The 18,382-nt window shown below is 36.3% G+C and carries 22 protein-coding genes, 1 tRNA gene and 1 pseudogene; 18 read left to right on the forward strand and 6 right to left on the reverse strand.

What is annotated here, in order from left to right:
• Positions 1-5 precede the first annotated feature (5 nt).
• Genes J0383_RS19845 through J0383_RS19895 form a run of 11 tightly spaced genes read left to right on the forward strand, consistent with a single transcriptional unit; the run spans position 6 to position 8,017 of the window.
• Positions 6-689: a conjugal transfer protein TraI gene (locus J0383_RS19845; RefSeq protein WP_207298737.1), complete on the forward strand. Its 684-nt coding sequence runs from the start codon at positions 6-8 to the stop codon at positions 687-689.
• A 13-nt stretch (positions 690-702) separates the two neighbouring features.
• Positions 703-1,317 (forward strand): hypothetical protein, encoded by a 615-nt coding sequence (locus tag J0383_RS19850; protein ID WP_207295689.1) that lies wholly within the window; start codon positions 703-705, stop codon positions 1,315-1,317.
• A gap of 11 nt (positions 1,318-1,328) precedes the next feature.
• Entirely contained in the window at positions 1,329-1,964 is a 636-nt protein-coding gene (locus J0383_RS19855; protein ID WP_207295690.1) for a TerB family tellurite resistance protein, read from the forward strand.
• 3 nt (positions 1,965-1,967) lie between these two features.
• Positions 1,968-3,179 (forward strand): conjugative transposon protein TraJ, encoded by a 1,212-nt coding sequence (traJ, locus tag J0383_RS19860; protein WP_207295691.1) that lies wholly within the window; start codon positions 1,968-1,970, stop codon positions 3,177-3,179.
• A gap of 23 nt (positions 3,180-3,202) precedes the next feature.
• Positions 3,203-3,811 (forward strand): conjugative transposon protein TraK, encoded by a 609-nt coding sequence (gene traK, locus J0383_RS19865; protein ID WP_239023111.1) that lies wholly within the window; start codon positions 3,203-3,205, stop codon positions 3,809-3,811.
• A 6-nt stretch (positions 3,812-3,817) separates the two neighbouring features.
• Entirely contained in the window at positions 3,818-4,069 is a 252-nt protein-coding gene (locus tag J0383_RS19870; protein ID WP_207295693.1) for a hypothetical protein, read from the forward strand.
• Positions 4,070-4,073: 4 nt separating this feature from the next.
• Positions 4,074-5,363, forward strand: coding sequence for a conjugative transposon protein TraM (traM, locus tag J0383_RS19875; RefSeq protein ID WP_207295694.1), 1,290 nt, complete (start codon positions 4,074-4,076; stop codon positions 5,361-5,363).
• Positions 5,364-5,374: 11 nt separating this feature from the next.
• The gene (gene traN / locus J0383_RS19880; RefSeq protein ID WP_207295695.1) at positions 5,375-6,214 is read left to right on the forward strand and encodes a conjugative transposon protein TraN; all 840 of its coding nucleotides are present in this window, start codon (positions 5,375-5,377) and stop codon (positions 6,212-6,214) included.
• Positions 6,215-6,245: 31 nt separating this feature from the next.
• Positions 6,246-7,397, forward strand: a complete 1,152-nt coding sequence (locus tag J0383_RS19885; RefSeq protein WP_207295696.1) for a hypothetical protein — start codon at positions 6,246-6,248, stop codon at positions 7,395-7,397.
• Positions 7,398-7,401: 4 nt separating this feature from the next.
• Positions 7,402-7,704 (forward strand): hypothetical protein, encoded by a 303-nt coding sequence (locus tag J0383_RS19890; RefSeq protein ID WP_207295697.1) that lies wholly within the window; start codon positions 7,402-7,404, stop codon positions 7,702-7,704.
• A 34-nt stretch (positions 7,705-7,738) separates the two neighbouring features.
• A complete protein-coding gene (locus tag J0383_RS19895; protein ID WP_207295698.1) occupies positions 7,739-8,017 on the forward strand; it encodes a DNA-binding protein in 279 nt (92 codons plus the stop codon).
• 340 nt (positions 8,018-8,357) lie between these two features.
• Here J0383_RS19895 and J0383_RS19900 read toward each other — a convergent pair whose 3' ends face one another.
• From J0383_RS19900 to J0383_RS19925, 6 genes and pseudogenes are all read right to left on the reverse strand, one after another.
• On the reverse strand, positions 8,358-9,665 hold the full coding sequence (locus J0383_RS19900; protein ID WP_207295699.1) for a site-specific integrase: 1,308 nt from the start codon (positions 9,663-9,665) through the stop codon (positions 8,358-8,360).
• 291 nt (positions 9,666-9,956) lie between these two features.
• Positions 9,957-10,037 (reverse strand) — tRNA-Tyr (locus tag J0383_RS19905).
• 380 nt (positions 10,038-10,417) lie between these two features.
• Positions 10,418-10,756: pseudogene (locus J0383_RS19910) on the reverse strand (TlpA family protein disulfide reductase); the annotation flags it as partial.
• A 66-nt stretch (positions 10,757-10,822) separates the two neighbouring features.
• Positions 10,823-11,584 carry a DUF4369 domain-containing protein gene (locus J0383_RS19915; RefSeq protein WP_207295700.1) on the reverse strand — a complete coding sequence of 254 codons (762 nt, stop codon included), beginning with the start codon at positions 11,582-11,584 and terminating at the stop codon, positions 10,823-10,825.
• Between the two features lie 259 nt (positions 11,585-11,843).
• Positions 11,844-12,284, reverse strand: coding sequence for a KTSC domain-containing protein (locus J0383_RS19920; protein ID WP_207295701.1), 441 nt, complete (start codon positions 12,282-12,284; stop codon positions 11,844-11,846).
• Positions 12,285-12,630: 346 nt separating this feature from the next.
• The gene (locus J0383_RS19925; RefSeq protein ID WP_207295702.1) at positions 12,631-12,876 is read right to left on the reverse strand and encodes a hypothetical protein; all 246 of its coding nucleotides are present in this window, start codon (positions 12,874-12,876) and stop codon (positions 12,631-12,633) included.
• 84 nt (positions 12,877-12,960) lie between these two features.
• On the opposite strand from J0383_RS19925, the gene J0383_RS19930 reads away from it, so the two are divergent.
• The 7 genes from J0383_RS19930 (at position 12,961) to J0383_RS19960 (ending at position 18,129) form a co-directional block, all read left to right on the forward strand.
• Positions 12,961-13,515, forward strand: coding sequence for a hypothetical protein (locus tag J0383_RS19930; RefSeq protein ID WP_207295703.1), 555 nt, complete (start codon positions 12,961-12,963; stop codon positions 13,513-13,515).
• Entirely contained in the window at positions 13,502-13,648 is a 147-nt protein-coding gene (locus tag J0383_RS19935; RefSeq protein ID WP_008467810.1) for a hypothetical protein, read from the forward strand. The genes J0383_RS19930 and J0383_RS19935 overlap by 14 nt, the downstream gene beginning before the upstream one ends.
• Before the next feature lie 85 nt (positions 13,649-13,733).
• Positions 13,734-13,967, forward strand: coding sequence for a hypothetical protein (locus tag J0383_RS19940; RefSeq protein ID WP_207295704.1), 234 nt, complete (start codon positions 13,734-13,736; stop codon positions 13,965-13,967).
• The gene (locus tag J0383_RS19945) at positions 13,939-14,337 is read left to right on the forward strand and encodes a YchJ family protein (protein ID WP_239023112.1); all 399 of its coding nucleotides are present in this window, start codon (positions 13,939-13,941) and stop codon (positions 14,335-14,337) included. Before J0383_RS19940 ends, J0383_RS19945 begins: the two co-directional genes overlap by 29 nt.
• 106 nt (positions 14,338-14,443) lie before the next feature.
• Positions 14,444-15,562, forward strand: a complete 1,119-nt coding sequence (locus tag J0383_RS19950; RefSeq protein WP_207295705.1) for a vWA domain-containing protein — start codon at positions 14,444-14,446, stop codon at positions 15,560-15,562.
• A gap of 150 nt (positions 15,563-15,712) precedes the next feature.
• On the forward strand, positions 15,713-17,176 hold the full coding sequence (locus J0383_RS19955; protein WP_207295706.1) for a magnesium chelatase: 1,464 nt from the start codon (positions 15,713-15,715) through the stop codon (positions 17,174-17,176).
• 101 nt (positions 17,177-17,277) lie between these two features.
• On the forward strand, positions 17,278-18,129 hold the full coding sequence (locus tag J0383_RS19960) for a DMT family transporter (RefSeq protein ID WP_207295707.1): 852 nt from the start codon (positions 17,278-17,280) through the stop codon (positions 18,127-18,129).
• Positions 18,130-18,382 lie beyond the last annotated feature (253 nt).

Raw genomic sequence — 18,382 nt, forward strand, 5'->3', positions numbered from 1 at the left:
GAATAATGAAAAAGAAATTAATTATCAGTCTGGTCTGCCTTCTTTTGGTAAGCACTCCAGCAAGACCTGCTGAAAAAGCAGCGGTTCTGCCAATACTCGAGATTGTAAAAACAGTAACCAAAAAAGTAATCAAAGCAATCGATCTGAGAATCCAGAGACTGCAGAACAAGACAATCTGGCTTCAGAATGCCCAGAAGCAGGTGGAAAATGTGCTGTCCAAATTAAAACTTGATGAAATATCGGACTGGACCCAGAAGCAGAAAGACCTTTACAAAGGATATTATGAAGAGCTGGCAAAAGTAAAGTCAATTATCACCTACTATCAGAGAATAAAAGAGATTATAAAAAAGCAGACACAGCTTGTTCAGGAATATGAAAGAGCCTGGAATCTTTTCAAGCAGGATACCCATTTTAAAAACAGCGAAATCCAGTATATGGAGCAGGTCTACACTGGAATACTGGAGAAAAGCGTGAAGAATATCGACCAGATTTTTTTGATCCTGGATTCTTTCGCCACACAGATGAGCGATCTCAAACGGCTTGAGATCATCAATAAGGCGGCCGATGAGATAGATGCGAACTATGATGACGTTAAGATGTTTAACCAGCAGAACATACTGTTGAGCCTGCAGAGGGCAAAAACGGAAGCAGATGTAAACCGTGTGAAACAATTTTACGGAATTCCCTAATCTACTTAAAATCATGAAAAAGATTGCTGTAATACTAATAACGCTATGTGTTTTTAACCATAGCATGAACGGGCAGGCAAAGCAGAGGAAGGAACTGATCCTTCAGATAGCGGCGCTTCAGGTCTATATCGATTATGCAAAGAAAGGATATTCGGCGGTATCAAAGGGGCTCAATTTCATCGGTGATGCCAGAAAAGGAGAACTGAACCTGCACAGTGATTATTTCACCTCGCTTTTAAAGATAAATCCAAAGGTTAGGAACTATTACAAAACAGCGGAGATTATATCCATGCAGTTTAAAATAATGAAACTCTGCCAAAAGACTGTGGCTGATCTAAAAACGGCAGATCTGTTTCATGGAAGCGAGCTTGATTATATAAACAGGTCATTTGGAAGGCTGCTGCAGAACTGCAGCCAGACTCTCGACCAGCTTTTGGCCATCACCACTGATGCAGAGCTGGAACTGAAAGATGACCAGAGGCTTGAGCGCATTAATGAACTGCACAAAACTATGCAGGAGGATTATAATTTCTGCCTTTTTTTCAGCAGCGAAGCCAGACTTCTGTCGGTTTCAAAAACCGCCGATAAGAAGGATTCTAAAGGATTAAATGAATTGTACGGATTATAAATTTTGCAATGATGAAAAAGATAGTATTGTTTTTGGCAGTTGTCTGCCTATTTCTGACCCCATATAAATCAAAAGCGCAGTCAGCAGAAATTCAGCAGCTTATTTTGAATATCGAAAAGCTCTCACAGTTCAAGAAAATTCTCAGTGATATGAAAAAGGGTTATGAGGTGCTTTCAGGCGGATATAAAACGGTTAAAGAGATGACTGAAGGAAATTTCAGTCTTCATAAAACTTTTCTGGATGCACTCATGCAGGTAAGCCCGGCTGTGAAAAATTACAAAAGGGTGGGAGATATAGTGGATTATCAGATTTCAATAGTCAAAGAAAGCCGTAGCGGAATGAACCGGTTTATAAAAAGCGAGAATTTCAGCGGAGATGAAATGCATTATTTTGAAAAAGTTTACACAAACCTGCTTAATCAAAGCCTGCGCAATCTTGACGAACTTACTATGGCTATTACTGCAGATAAGCTCAGAATGTCAGATGACGAGAGACTGGAGGCTGTAGATGAAATATACGGGCAGATGCAGGATAAACTGCTTTTTCTTAGAAACTTTAATACCACGTCAAACATTCTGGCTCTTCAGAGATTAAAAGAGAAAAATGATGTTTATGTCTCAAAGAGTTTTCAGGAATTTAAAGATTAGAGTATGAAATACCTATTAAACAAAAAAGCAATTTGTGTGATGCTTATCATATTACTGCTTCCTTGCAGAATAATAGCACAGGGACTAGGGGATGAGATGAATAGTCTTCATGGGGTCTTAGACCAGCTTTACGATGAAATGATGCCGTTGTGCAGCAACCTTATCGCAGTCGGGCAGGGAATAGCCGGTTTTGGAACTATATGGTATATCTCTTCACGTGTGTGGAGGCATATAGCAAGCGCCGAGCCGATTGATTTTTATCCGCTCTTCCGTCCCTTTGTAATAGGATTCTGCGTTATGATTTTTCCTTCGGTGCTGGCTCTTATAAATGGAGTTATGAAACCAACTGTTACAGCTACTGGTGCTATGGTAACGGGCTCTAACAATGCAGTTGCCGTACTGCTTAAAGAGAAGGAAAAAGCAATCAAAGAAACCAATCCATGGAAGATGTATGTGGGTGCAGCTGGAACGGGTGATCGTGACAGATGGTACAAGTATACGCATGACGGCGCTGATCCATCGGATGAGAGCATGCTGGCAGGCATAGGCAATGACGTGAAATTTGCCATGGAAAAAGCTTCTTACAGCTTTCGGAATTCGGTCAAGGAATGGCTGAGCGAGGTGCTGAGAGTTTTGTTTGAAGCCGCGGCCTTATGCATTGACACCCTTCGGACATTTCAGCTGGTGGTGCTTTCCATTCTAGGACCGCTGGTATTTGGAATAGCGGTCTTTGACGGTTTCCAGCACACGCTGACTGTCTGGCTTGCCCGATATATCAATATTTACCTGTGGCTTCCCGTTGCCAATATTTTCGGCAGCATAATCGGCAAAATTCAGGAGCTTATGCTTAAACTGGACCTTTCGCAGATGCAGGCAACAGGTGACACTTTTTTCAGCAGGACCGATATGTCCTATTTGATTTTTATGATAATTGGAATCATTGGATACTTTACAGTCCCATCTGTTGCAAATTATATAGTTCACGCAGGCGGAGGAGGGGCTCTGGGCCATAAAGTGACAAGCATGTTTGGCAATTCAGCCAATACTGTTGTGAGGTCTTCCTCAAATGCAGTTGGGATGGCCGCAGATGCAATGGGAGATGCGGATCGGAGAATGACCGGCAGCATGGCTGCAACTGCAGGAAGCAGTCCCTATTTCCAAGAAAAAGGAAATTATATGAATGATAGGCTTAAAGGAAATTCCAAACAGACTTAAAACAGCGTCTCATGTTTACGAAAATGAAGAACATAGATACCGCTTTCAGGTATGTAAGAGGTTTCACAATGCTTGTAATTGCAGGCTGCATCATAATAAGCTGCTATGCTGTCTATAAAAGTTTTCAGACAGTAAGCCTCATGCAGGATAAGGTATATATTCTGGCAAACGGCAAAGCGCTGGAGGCTTACGCTTCGGAAAGAAAAGACAATATTCCTGTGGAAGCCAGAGATCATGTAAAGACATTTCACAAGTTTTTCTTTACCCTTGATCCTGATGACAAGGTCATAAAAACCAATATCACAAAAGCCCTTTATCTGGCAGATGACAGTGCCAAACGCATTTACGACGATCTGAAAGAAAACAATTTTTATTCCGGCATCATATCGGGGAATATAAGCCAGACCATTCAGATTGACAGCGTGAGCATTGATATCCGTGAGTATCCCTACCGCTTTAGATGTTACGCACGGCAGAGTATTATCCGTACTACCAGCATTATGAAAAGAAGCCTTCTTACCGAAGGTTCGCTCCGCAATGTCTCAAGAAGCGACAATAATCCGCACGGTTTTCTTATTGAGCGATTCAATACTGTTGAAAATAAGGATATCTCGGCTGAAACCAGAAAATAAAAATTTATGAAAGCCTTATTTAAAAAACAGACTGAGCCTTTTGTATATAACAAGTATTATCTGCTGGTGCAGAAAAGATGGGCAGAAAGAATGAAGAGAGCCACGGATGGGCTTTCTAAAACAAAACTGATCTGGGGACTTCTTTTCTTTACGGTCGTGGCATCGGGTTATTTGATCTATAACCTGTACAGGACCTTTTATAAAGAAGCCGTGATCCCAGCAGCTTCAAAGACTAAGATATTTAACTTAAAAAACTAAAATTATGCAAGAGAAAATAGTATCTCAAAAGGAATCTAAGAAGAGAAAGATGCTTTTAATGCTGCCGCTTATAACATTTCCGTTTTTGACATTCCTATTCTATTCCTTAGGCGGAGGAAGAGTGGAAGCTAAAACAGCGGAGAGCGGTGAAAAGAAGGGATTTAATTTTAATCTGCCCCTGCCTAAATTTAAAGAAGACTCGGCACTTGACAAGATGAGCTATTATGATCAGGCAGCAGTTGATTCGATAAAACTGCAGGAGCAGATAAAAAAAGATCCCAACTATTCTGATAATAAAGCCTCGGAAGAGAAAGCAGATTTTTTTACCGCTGACGGTTTTGAGTCCCGCATGCTTCCAAAAAATAAATCGGCTTTTAATTCGCAGTCATTTCAGGACCGCAATGAACAGAAAGTTTATGAGAAGCTAAGGGCTCTTGAAAAAGTAATCAGCCAGCCTGCGGTGACGAGTTACGGTCAGGACATGAGGGAATTTGAGAATTACGGCACTTCTCGGGGTGAATCGGAAGAAATCAGAAAGCTCGAAGGGCTTATGTCAGCCATGAGCTCACCGCAGGAAGCAGATCCGGAACTTCAGCAGTTAGGCGTCATGCTCGAAAATATTTTGGATATACAGCATCCGCAGCGCGTGCAGGAAAGGCTTAAGCAGACATCTGACAGAAAAAAAGGGAAAATATATTCAGTACTAAAAAAAGCAGCAGAGAATAACATAAGCTCACTCCAGCGCAATGCCGTTTCGCAGTCCTTATTGAAAACAAATGCATTTTATTCTCTTGACGAAGCGCAGCCTGCTGAAGATATACAGAATTCTATTGAAGCAGTTGTGCATCAGACGCAGACCATTGTCAATGGGTCAGTGGTTAAATTAAGGCTTACGAACGATATTTTCCTGCAGGGAACGATTATACCCAGAAATACATTTCTATATGGGATGGCGGCTTTGAAAGGAGAGAGGCTGGAGGTAAAAATCACAAACATCCAGTACAATAATTCGATATTTCCCGTCGAACTGGCTGTATATGATATTGACGGCATCGACGGCATCTATATTCCCGGAGCGATCAGCAGGGATGTTGCAAAAGCATCAGCCGACCGATCTATTCAGACTTTGGGACTTAACGGTATATCGGATTCATGGGGAGCGCAGGCAGCAGGTATGGGGATAGAAGCTGCCAAAAGTCTTATGAGCAAAAAGGTAAAACTTATAAAAGTAGTTGTGAAAGCAGGTTATCGTGTGCTGCTGTATGATGAAAAACAAAAGAATTTAAAACCCTAAAAGAGTGAAAAATGAAAAGAGCGGATTATTTGTTTTTTTTAATAAGCTGGATGCTGATTTGCGTTTCAGTTTATCCTCAGCCAACCGGAAAAGGAAATATCTTTTACGAAGACCAGTATTCGAATCTGCAGATCGGCTTCTCCAAAACCACAAGCATTGTTTTCCCTTATGCAATCAAGAGCATTGATAAAGGGAGCACAGATGTGCTGGTGCAGAAAGCAAAAGGAGTAGAGAATATACTTCTTGTAAAGGCAGCCACGCAGAACTTTTTCCAAACTAATCTAACAGTTATAACTTCTGACTCACGATTATATGTGTTTGTGCTGAATTATGATGAGGGCTGCCCAGACTTAAATATTATGGCAGAAAACGGAACTGCTGTTAATAAAGATGTTCTGTTTTCACTTGAGAACGAGAATCAGAAAAAAATTGAGGAGGGAGCCATGCTTGCTTTATCAAAAAAGAAAAAAGTTAGCGGAGTTAAACGTTCAAAGTTTCAGATCAGTCTACAAGTCAGTGGTATTTTTATAAGTCAAGATATTTTGTATTTCAGGATAGTATTTGAGAATAAATCGAAAATAAACTATGACATCGACCAGTTGCGTTTTTTTATAAGAGACCAGAAAAAATCAAAGCGGACGGCCTCACAGGAAATTGAAATTGTGCCGCTATACACAACTTCGACTTCTCAGGTGATACCCGATAAGTCTCAGGTTGTAAAAGTATATGTCCTTGACAAATTTACCATTCCTGAGAAAAAATACTTCACAATTGAGATCATTGAAAAGAACGGCGGAAGACACTTGAATCTTGATATTAAAAATCTGACAGATAAAATGCTATCAATGTAGCTCGGGTTTAAAACATATATATAGCAGTAAAATGACAATCGACTTAAATGACAGTGAAATGATGTTGGGTTACACCCAGGAAATGGCTTATCTCGGATACACGTATGTTGCCTTTAATATTGATCATATTAATAATAGTAATACGCTTGAGTTTTTTCGTGGTTCGCAGGACGCAGAAGAATATTGTATTGCAATGACTAATGATGCAGAATACTTTGTGACACTGCCTGTAAATTCGCTGATAATTGACTTAAATGCGCTTATGAATAGCGGAATTGACCTTTCTTCTAATGAGGCGATTGAGATAACTGGTTTTGCCAGGGACGAAAGACAAAGGAAAGAATTTGTAGAAAATAATTTAAATGAAAACGCAATGAATGAGAAAAATTTAGAATACCTGAAAGACCAGTTAAAATATACTGGGTTTGGAGAAACGTTCGATGCTGAACTGCGAGAGAACATAATGAAGGGAGATAAGGATTTTAAAATCATGCACACCGGCATTATGAACAATGGTCTGCCAAATAAGGATACCTTAACTGTAGAATTAAATTTCAAAAGGTCTGAGCAGACAGATATGTACTTTTTTAATTCCTATCACGTCAATCTTCAGAAAGAAGAAAACAAACCTGGTCTGGAACAGACTTTTTACATCAACAAAGACGGCTCCAGCATTACAATGAAAGAGGCTTATAATCTGATGGAAGGCAGATCTGTCAATAAAGATCTTAAAAATAAAGAAGGAGAGAGCTATAATTGCTGGCTGAAGATCGACTTTAAACAATCTGACAATGGTAATTTTAAGCTAAACCAATACCATCATAACTACGGGTATGATTTGGAAGCAAGTCTGGCAAAACATTCAATCAAAGAGCTCAATACTCCGCAGTATAAAGAAGACCTTTTGAATTCCCTTAAAAAAGGAAATCTTCAGTCAGCGACCTTCGTAGTTAGCGGTGTCGAAAGCAAAATGTATGTGGAGGCAAATCCCCAATTTAAGACTGTCAATGTTTATGATGCAAATCTTCAGAGAATCAACCATAGAGAGAGCAAGGAAGAGAAGAAGGCTGAATCTCAAAAAGAATCAGTTTCTAAAGATCACAAACAGAGTCCAGATTCAGATGAAGGGGATTCAGGGAAGAAAGATAATAAAGTAAAGAAAAGAAAATCTCCTTCACTTTAAAATTATGGAAACTTTAAAGCCTTTATCGGATTTTTTCACCGCAATAAAGAATGATTATCGGATCAGTCCAATGCATATTGCCATTTATGCGGCTTTACTGCAGTTCAGATCCGTTAAGGGCTTTATTAATCCAATTTTTGTATTCAGCTCGGAGATTATTGTTATTGCCAAAGTTTCCTCTGCAAATACATATCATAAATGTATCCAAGAGCTTCACCAATATGGATACTTAAAATATAAACCATCCTTTAAGAAAACACGAGGGAGTGAAATATATTTTTTGTTTTCAGCCGATGCGGACATCTAAAGGTTCTGCTAGTAATAACTTTTATACTTAAAGGATGAATGAATTTGTGACCAAGGAAGACTTAAAAGAGTTTGGTCTTCTTCTGCTTGATAAAATACAAGCCGTATTTAAAGATAAGGATTCTGGAGGGAAAGAAAATTTGGAACCAGAGTGGATAAGAAGCAAGTCTGTGAGAAAACTGCTTGATATTTCAGCAGGTTCTGTACAGAATCTTAGGATAAGCCAAAAAGTCCGTTTCAAAAAAGTGTTTGGCTCGTATTACTACAATAAGGAAGATCTTCAAAAACTATTTGATGATGAAACAAAACAATAGATTAAAAGAAAGAAACATTATGGATTACATCTCATTGTATATTGATGATCCGCAACTGAACGTCTGGCATTTGTCGATCTTAATAGCAATATTAGGATTGGGGTACAGGCAGGGGCAGAGGAGAAGGATTAAAGTAAGCCGCAGCAAGATTATGGAGCTGTCACATGTGAATACGCTGCCCACTTATCATAAGTATTTTAAACAGCTCCAGGATTTAGGATACATAAAGTACACCCCATCTTATCATCCGGGCTATAAGAGCGAAGTTAAACTATATAGAAAGAGGCTATCTCAAAATTTGAGATAGCCTCTTTTCTGTTGAATATATTTAAATTATTGATCAAGAAGAAATGTTATATTTCTGTTTGATAGCTTGTATTTCTTTTTCCAGTCTTGTGAGAACCGCAAGGTCTGGTTTAGATATTTTGGACTCATTCTTGTTTAGCTTTTTATTCAGAATGGACATTTCACGTCCAATAGTCGCCTGCTCTGTGATAGCGTATGCTTCGGTCTGTTTTACTGATGCATGGCCGAGCAGTTCTTTAACTACGTTTATAGGAACGTTGTTATTGAGGGTTACTGTGCTTCCGAAAGTCCTGCGGGCCATATGTGTGTTGAGCGTAAAAGGAAAACCGCACAATACAGCAATTTCTTTCAGGTACTCATTCATTTTCTGGTTGGATGAAACAGGAAGCACGGTTCCACGCTGCATACATAGGGGGTGCTCTTTATATTTTTCAACTATTTTCAGTGCGTGGGGAAGAAGAGGAACATTAAATGATGAGTTTGTTTTCTGCCTTTCAGACATTATCCATAGATTTCCATCAATGCCTTCTTTGATATCCGTTTTCTTTAATTGGTATGCGTCGATATAAGCAAGTCCTGTGTAGCATTGGAATACAAATACATCCCTTACGACATTAAGCCTGTCGGTTGTGAAATAATGGCTCTCAAGTTCATACAATTCCTGTGCGGTGAGTGGTTTTTTTACCAGTTTTGTTTTACGTCCCTTAAAGTTCCTGAATGGATCCTTGGAAATTATTTCCCTATCGATGGCGCGGATTACAATCTTTTTGAAATTTGCAATATACTTGAGGGTGGTGTTGTTGCTGCAGTCGCGTACAGTTCTAAGGTAAAATTCAAAGTCCTTTACAAACTCAAGGTTCAAATCCGCAAATTCAACATCATCCTTTTTAAGCTTGAACTTTATAAATGCAGTCAAATGGTTTTTGGTAATGGTAAACCGGTCAAGGGTGCCTTTCGCATAGCCTTTTCCAAGAAGCGCCTCCATTTCATCATTATGCTTCTGGAATTCTTCAAGAACCTTAATCTTTGGGGCTGTCCTTCCCAGGATCTCGTCCATAATTTTCTCAGCGGTTATGGTTTTGCCGCTGTACATCATTTCGGTTTTGATTTCATTGATTTTTAAAGTCAGCGAATCCAAAAAGAAGTTCAGCGACTTAGCATCTTCCTTTGAGCCGACCGCTCTTTCGAACCTTTGATCCCATCGCGTATTATCCCATCTTCTCTTAGTTGAACTTTCCCTGCGGATGCCGTCAACTGTTATTCTGAAATACACAATCCATTCTCTGCTTTCTATTCTGGGTCTTTTTAAAAAGAATCCCAAACCAAAACTGCTTTCCAACATAATCCTACTTTTTAAATTAATAAATGTAGAATAATATCACTGCCAAATCAAGTCGTTAATCTCGTTAACCCCTGTAATATAAGGGATTCTTGCTGTTTCTGGTGCACTTTTCTGTGCGCCGGAAAGTGCACCGATTTTGCACCTTTAATTTTGTGTGGATTTATAAATATTGAAAATAGGCTTAAAACGAAAAAAACCTGCAAATCCTTGAATTTGCAGGTCTTCAGACATTTTTTTCGGCTTTTTGAAAAGATTGAAAACTTTAAATTTTCAGGTTTTTCGGCCTTTCCGTGGGGAGAGCAGGATTCGAACCTGCGAAGTTTTCACAGCAGATTTACAGTCTGCCCTCGTTGGCCGCTTGAGTATCTCCCCGAATCTCTAGCGTTGTGCTTTGTTGTTCTAAGCGGTTGCAAAGATAGGAAGGTTTTCTACATTTCCAAACAAAAAAATCACATAATTTAAAGTTATTTTAAAGTTGTTTTTTAATTGGCTGGAATTGAATAAAGTAAAAAACACATAAAAAAATATTTTTTTTAATTTATTTTAAAAGTAGGATTTTTTGTACAGCTATTTTATGGTTTTTACTTTGGATTTACCATTTAATAAAGTTGCCAGTCATTACTTTTGTTGATGTTTTACCGTAATTTGGTTAATTGAATACGCCGAATTTTGAAATTCTATTTCTAAGTCTGGGTAGTTATAAAACAAAAAAATCTCCCGAAGGAGATTTTTTACTATTTAAAGCGCTAGTATTATTTTTTAAGTAATTCTAAGATTTTTGCTCTTAGTTCTGAACCTCTTAAATCCTGAGCAACCACTTTTCCTGATGCATCAAGTATAAAAGTAGCGGGAATTGATTCAACATTATATTGCTTTGCAATTGGTTCATCCCAAAATTTTAAATTTGAAACGTGTGTCCAAGTTAAACCATCAGCTGCAATAGCTTCTTTCCAATGCTCAGCATCTTTATCTAAAGATACTCCAACAATATTTAACCCTTTAGAATGTAATTCTTTATAAAGAGCCACAACATTTGGATTTTCTTTTCTACATGGTCCGCACCATGAAGCCCAGAAATCAACGATAGTTACTTTGCCTAAACTTTCTTTAAGCGAAACAACTTTTCCTTGCGGGTTAGGAGCCGAAAAATCTGCTCTTCATTTAGCGCTGCCAACAGGAGCTGCTGACGCACCAACTGCAGGCATTTTAGCTTGACCTAATCTAGTTTTGATTTCTTTACCAGGAGTAGTGTTTTTTAAAGACTCGTCTAATGAGTTGAAAATACTCTCAGATTTTTTAATATCTGCACTTGGATCATTAATCATACCCTGAACAATTAATACAGAGATAAATGATTTTGGGTGAGTTTCAGCGTAAGCTAAATATTTCTTTTTGCTGTTAGCTTGAACTTCAGTTTGAATTTCCATATATTGTTTCATCAAGCTGTTGATAGTTGCTGTATCTTGAGCTTGTTGAGCTTGCTGCATTTTTTGAGTATTCTTTTTCTGGAAATCAATTAAACTTTTTTGAGTTTTTGTCATATCCTCATTGAATTTCACATACTCATCATTGCTGTAAGTTCCAGAAATTTTAGATTTATGAATACTGTCTTTGTCAACTTCGATATTGATTTCTCCAGTTTCAAGGATAAAAGGGATTGGTCCGTTAGCACCTTGAAGGAGTAATGTGTGGAAAGCTGGTTCTGTAACTTTTCCTTTTATTTCAAATTTTCCATTTTCAACTTTTACAGTATCAAGAGCAACTGTCATTCTTGTAGCAGGATCTTGACCTTGAAGGATAATTGTTTTTCCATTTTCAATTCCTTTTGCAGTACCTGTAATAAGGTATTCTCCGTCTTTAACTTTGCTGCATGAAATGATAGCTGCAGAAGCTGTAAGTAAAAAAAGTATTTTTTTCATTATAAAAAATTAATTAGTTAATTGATTTGTGCAACAAAAGTATCTAAAATTATATAACATAAGGAATTTTGTAACCTAAAATTTTGTTATAGTTTTTTGTGATCTAAATGTCCTAAAATCAAGGTGTTTGCTGCTTTTATTTAATTAAAAACTAGTATTTGGTTTTTGTTTACAATACTTATAAGGCGTTTTTCTAACCGTAAGACATAAAAAAAGCACTCTGTAAGAAGAGTGCTTTTTGGAATATTTTAGAACAAAATTATTCTTGATTTGTTTTCTTTCTCCATGTGAAAGAATTCAAAATGTGTCTTTTTGCAAATCTCGCAGGAGAATCAGCATTTACCATTTTTACGTAAGTTGCTTTTGGTACACTGATGTATTCGTAAACACTTCCGTTAGAAAAGTCAATAATTAAACGACCTTCTACAAATTTAAAATCTGTTATAGAACAAGTTGAGATTGTTTCTGTGTATTCAGGTAAATTAAGTTTGATGGTATCAGGGTGGATACTTACTAAAAAGTGGTAAGCTTCAATGATTGTTTTACTTTTTTCTTCTGCTTCTTTTAAACCAGCGTCATCTCCTACAAATTTATCTGGATGAGATTCTTTCATCGCATTACGATAAATTGTTTTTAAATCTTTTAATTCAGCAGTTTTGTCTACGTTTAGTAACTTGCGGTATTCAACTATTTTTTTCATAAATAAAAGGTAACTACTTGTCTATTAGTTTGAAATCGTTCTTTTTTAGTTCAAATCGACAAATTTTTTGCAAAGGTACACTTTTTTTTAACTTTTTAGTTTTGATGCAAAAAATATTAAGGAAAGTTACTTTAATTAAATGTTAACTTGTTTTTACCGCAAAGCACGCAAAGTTTTTTATCTGAGAATCATTAAAATGAAAAGTTCACAAAGCTTAATTTAGAAAGCTTTGCGAACTTAATATTTAAATATGCTTTAACTCCTGGTTAAAAAACTCAGCGTGCTTTACGGTTACAACAAACGTCTAACAAACTTGAAACAAACAAAACTTAAAACCTGAAACAAATTATTCAGGCTTATGATTTGCTTTATCAAAGTTTCTCGATTTTTTAGGATATTGTTTGAAGCTGATATCGCTTGGATTTTCGATTACAGATTTAATTGTAACCCAGTCACCAACTTGAAAATTTGCCTGCACCATTTTATAGTCTAAAAGATATTCTCCGCAGAAATAATTGTTGTTTTCATCTTTTTCTATAATACCCGTAAAAACTCCCTTTTGCGGCATTTTTTGTTCTGAATCTTTAGACATGACTTTCATTTTTAAATTAAAAGTACAAAGTTAATCATTTTAGGTTTGTTTAGTGTGTTCGCGCTAATCTGAGTATATTTGCATATGCAGAAAAATTTTAAACCACATCCTAATTCTTTTAAAAATACATTTTGTGCTTTTCATGAAGTACTTCTGGACCGAGTAGCGGGTTTAAAGAAACAATTTGAGAGTAAAGCGGGGAGTACCTATTATTATACAGACGAAGGAATGTATCGTGTTTCGAATCATTGGGGGAGATTAGCCAATAGTAAATGGCGTTTAATTGCGCTTGAGCCTGAAACCCAATCAAAAATAAAGATTGGTTTTGCAAAATGGGAAGAATTTTATCCAGATAATGCCGATGAGAAACTCTATTACATTGATGCCGATTTCGAAAAAAACACCGCCAATTATCAGCATAAAAAAAATCCAGATTATGACGGAAAAGCAATTTTAAGAACCAGTTTTGAAACCACAAAACGATTAAAACAAGTACGAAATCTGCAGCAGCTTACTTCATGGGCAAAACATTTTGATTATGATGATATTGATGATTTGCGAAAACAGATTATTAATGAATTGATTTTCACCGAAAAGAGTTTAGAAGAAATTAAAAGAGAAATATATGGGACGCAATAACGAAAAAAACATCAAAAAACACAACGATAAATTGCACAAAGCCCAGGCCAAAGCAAAACAAGCGGAAATTGCACGCAAAGAAAAATTAAAAGAAATCGTAAAGAAATTCAACGAAAGTAAAAACGAAGAGTAAATAGTAGTTTCAAGTTTCAGGTTTCACGTTCCAAGTTAACCTGAAACCTGAAACCTGAAACTTGAAACCTGAAACAAAAAAAAACATGAATAGTAAATTTGAAGAATTAAAACCAAGAGTGCAGGAAATCATTGATTTGATTGCTGCCAAAAACGACAGAGAAGCAAACAATAAACTGCTGGAAGTAAGCGAAACATTAGATGAAATGATTGATTTTGCTGAAGAAGATGAAGAAGTGAGAGAAATAAGCCGTTATCAGGTTTTGTTAAATCAGCTTCACGTTAAAATTAATGGAGAAGAGCCAGTTGATGGAGAGTAAAAAATGCTTCTGTGATACCGGATTGCTTTTTGAAGATTGCTGCGGATTATATCTTCAGAATAATCAAAAAGCCCCAACTGCTTTGGTTTTAATGCGCTCTCGATATTCAGCGTATGCGACTCATAATGGCGATTATCTTTTAGAAACCACACATATTTCTGAAAGAAAATATTATTCTAAAGCCGAGATTTTGAAATGGGCAACAGCTAATACCTGGCAGAAACTCGAAATTTTAAGTTTTACTGAAAATACAGTCGAGTTCAAAGCGTATTTTTTAGATTCAAATCAAAAACCGCAGGTTCATTATGAATTTTCTACCTTTAAATTTGAAAATGATGCATGGTATTATGTTGACGGAAAGTTTGAATAATTAATAGAGCTAACAGTGTTAGCGGCCGGTTTTGGTTAAATATTTTAACTAAAAATTAATAAACGATTCGTTTTTCATAATTCCAAAAAGATGTAATTTTAAAATTATGAAAAACGAATTTAAAAAAGGATTTTATTTTAAGTCGTACGAAGCCCCGTTTCAGTCTCCGTTTGAAAAACTATTTGGCATTTTCAAAGAGCTGATCACCCATACTTCGGGGGATTTTGATGAAGCGATCAATTGGCTTCGCGAGTTAGATAAAGAATACAAACTCACCGACGAGAACTACACAATCGATGATTTTATCGAAGATTTAAAAAAGAAAGGATACATAAAAGACGAAGTCAAACCCGATGGTTCAAACGGTTTAGGAATTACCGCTAAAACAGAACGTGCGATTCGACAACAAGCTTTAGATCAGATTTTTGGAAATTTAAAACGTTCTGGAAACGGAAATCACAAAACCAAACATGCCGGAAATGGCGACGAACATACCGGAGAATTTCGTGAATTTAATTTTGGTGATGGTTTAGAACGTATCGCTTTAACCGAAAGTTTACGAAATGCTCAGATCAATAATGGTGTTGAAAGTTTCATGCTTACCGAAAATGATTTGGTGGTTGAAGAAACGCAGCATAAAGCCCAAATGAGTACCGTTTTGATGATCGACATCAGTCATAGTATGATTTTATATGGCGAAGACCGAATTACACCAGCCAAAAAAGTAGCAATGGCTTTAGCGGAATTAATAACAACTCGTTATCCAAAAGATACACTTGATATTTTAGTCTTCGGAAACGATGCCTGGACAATTCCTATAAAAGATTTACCGTATTTGCAAGTTGGACCTTATCATACCAATACAGTTGCTGGATTACAGCTGGCAATGGATATTTTGCGTCGAAAACGTAATACCAACAAACAGATTTTTATGATTACCGATGGTAAACCAAGTTGTGTCCGTGAGCGTGATGGTTCTTATTATATGAATAGTAACGGACTTGACGAATACATTGTCGATAAATGTTACACACAGGCACAGCAGGCTAGAAAACTGCATATTCCGATTACGACATTCATGATTGCCAGAGATCCTTATTTGCAGCGATTTGTAAATCATTTTACAGAAGCCAATCAAGGAAAAGCATTTTATACAGGATTAAAAGGTCTTGGTGAAATGATTTTTGAAGATTATGAAACAAATAGGAAGAAGAGAGTTCGTTAAAGTGGTCAGTTATCAGTCGCAGTATTCAGTTTTTACTGTGCGCAATCTATATCATAGAGATGCACTGCAGTGCGTCTACACAAAGTGATGACACAAAATTGTCAATCAACATCAACATCAAAAACAATTCAAATTATATATTTCAATAAAATGGAAATAAACAATATAAAAACATTAGGGCAGTTAAAAGCTGCAGGATATAAAAGCATAAGTATAAAAGACGAATTACGAAATAATCTTCGTGAGAAAATTAAAACGGGAAAGCCTGTTTTTGAAGGCGTTCACGGTTTTGAAAATACAGTAATTCCAGAATTAGAACGTGCGATTCTTTCTCGTCACAACATTAATTTATTAGGATTGCGCGGACAAGCAAAAACTCGTTTGGCGCGTAAAATGATAGAATTATTAGATGAATACATTCCGTTTGTAACAGGTTCAGAAATTAATGATGATCCGTTGAAACCAATTTCACGTTTTGCTAAAGACATTATTGAAGAAAAAGGCGATGATACTCCAATTTCATGGTTACACAGAAGCGAACGTTTCTTCGAAAAACTGGCCACTCCAGACGTTACAGTTGCGGATTTAATTGGAGATGTTGACCCAATAAAAGCGGCGAATTTAAAATTATCGTATGCAGATGATCGTGTTATTCACTTCGGAATGATTCCACGAGCAAACAGATGTATCTTCGTAATCAACGAATTACCAGATTTACAAGCGAGAATTCAAGTAGCATTGTTTAATATTTTACAGGAAGGCGATATACAAATTCGTGGTTTTAAATTAAGAATGCCATTAGATATGCAGTTTGTTTTCACAGCAAATCCAGAAGATTATACCAACAGAGGAAGTATTGTAACACCTTTAAAAGATAGAATTGGTTCGCAAATTCTAACCCATTATCCTGAAACAGTTGCCATTGCAAGAACGATTACCGAGCAGGAAGCAAAACTAGATCAGAATCAAAGTGATGTAGTATATGTTCCAGGTTTGGCGAGAGATATTTTAGAACAAATTAGTTTTGAAGCGCGTGACAGCGAATACATTGATAATAAAAGCGGTGTAAGTGCCAGAATGAGTATTACGGCTTTTGAAAATTTAATCAGCACTGCTGAACGCCGAGCTTTAAAATCAGGAGCCGATAAAACGAATCTGCGTTTGTCTGATTTTATGGGAATTATTCCAGCCATTACCGGAAAAGTAGAATTAGTTTATGAAGGAGAACAGGAGGGAGCAGCCGTTGTGGCACAACATTTAATTGGCTCTGCCATTAGAACTTTATTCCCTAATTATTTTCCTAAAATTGAAAAATTAGAAAAACAGGGAGAGAAAACACCTTACTCAGATTTGATTGAATGGTTTTTTGCAGAAAGCGGTTTTGAATTATTAGACGATGCTTCAGATACTGAGTATCAGAGTATTTTAGACGAAGTAACACCTCTTGATGCTCTGATAAAAAAATACCAGCCTGAATTGGATAAAAAAGACCAATATTTTGTAAAAGAATTTATTTTATGGGCTTTAGTCGAATACAATAAACTAAGCAAAGATCGTTTTGCAACTGGGCACCAGTTTAAGGATATGTACGGAAGTTATATCAGCAAACTTTAAAGATTTTTCTTTAGAATTTAATCTGGTCTAGCCGGTTTTTTAAAACTGGCTGGGCCTTTTCAATTTAGAATAATTTACTTTTACCTTCCAAAATATAAATTATGTTGTTTCTTATTTTAAGTGTATTGTGCAGTGTAACTGTAGGTGTAATTTTCAAGATTACCCGTAAGTATAATTCCAATCCTATTCAAATTGTTGCGTTTAATTATGTTACTGCCATTCTACTTTGTTATTTCACATTCAAGCCTGATTTAAATGAAGTTCATGCAGATGCTCCTTGGAATATTTATATCGCAATTGGAGTTTTATTGCCCATATTATTTTTAATACTGGCCGCTTCCATCAAACATATGGGAATCGTAAAAACCGATGCTGCCCAGCGATTGTCATTATTTATTCCAATACTGGCTGCTTGGCTTGTTTTTAAAGAAGAATTCAATACTTATAAAGTAATCGGGCTGATTATAGGTTTTACAGCACTCTTATTTATTTTAAGAAAAAAGACCAGCAACGAAGAAAATAAATGGATATATCCAGCGGCAGTTTTATTGGGTTTTGGAATCATTGATATTCTTTTTAAACAAATCGCCCTTTATACCACATTGCCGTATACAACCTCTCTATTTATCGTTTTTGATATTTCACTAGCTGTTGCTCTTTTTATTGTAGTTTATGATGTGGCCTTTAAAAAAGTAAAATTAGACTATAAAAACCTGCTGTTTGGAGCTTTAGTTGGAATTTTTAATTTTGGGAATATTCTGTTTTATTTAAAAGCACACAAAGCATTTTCTGAGAATCCATCAACTGTTTTTGCAGGAATGAATATGGGAGTTATTATTTTAGGAAGCCTTGTCGGTCTTCTTTTCTTTAAAGAAAAACTCTCCAAAACTAATTTAATAGGACTTATTTTAGCACTAATTTCAATTATTTTTATTGTTAGATCACAATTTTAATGCATTTAATACATTTGTAAAACGTTAATTTACAGTTGTTTTTTGAATTAAATAAATTTTTTTGAAAATAAACTCGACTAATTCTATAGAATTTATAAATTAATTTTTATAAATTTGTCACAACAATGAAAAACTATAGTCTAAATATCATCCCGTTTATGTGCAGTTTGACGATGTGCTGCATGTCGACCCGTGCGATGAAATGGCGTTAATAGAGAAAGTACTTGTTAGTTATTTTTTTTTTTTAGCCTTT

Origin of the sequence: Flavobacterium endoglycinae (genome assembly GCF_017352115.1) — a bacterium.
Classification (GTDB): Bacteria; Bacteroidota; Bacteroidia; order Flavobacteriales; family Flavobacteriaceae; genus Flavobacterium; species Flavobacterium endoglycinae.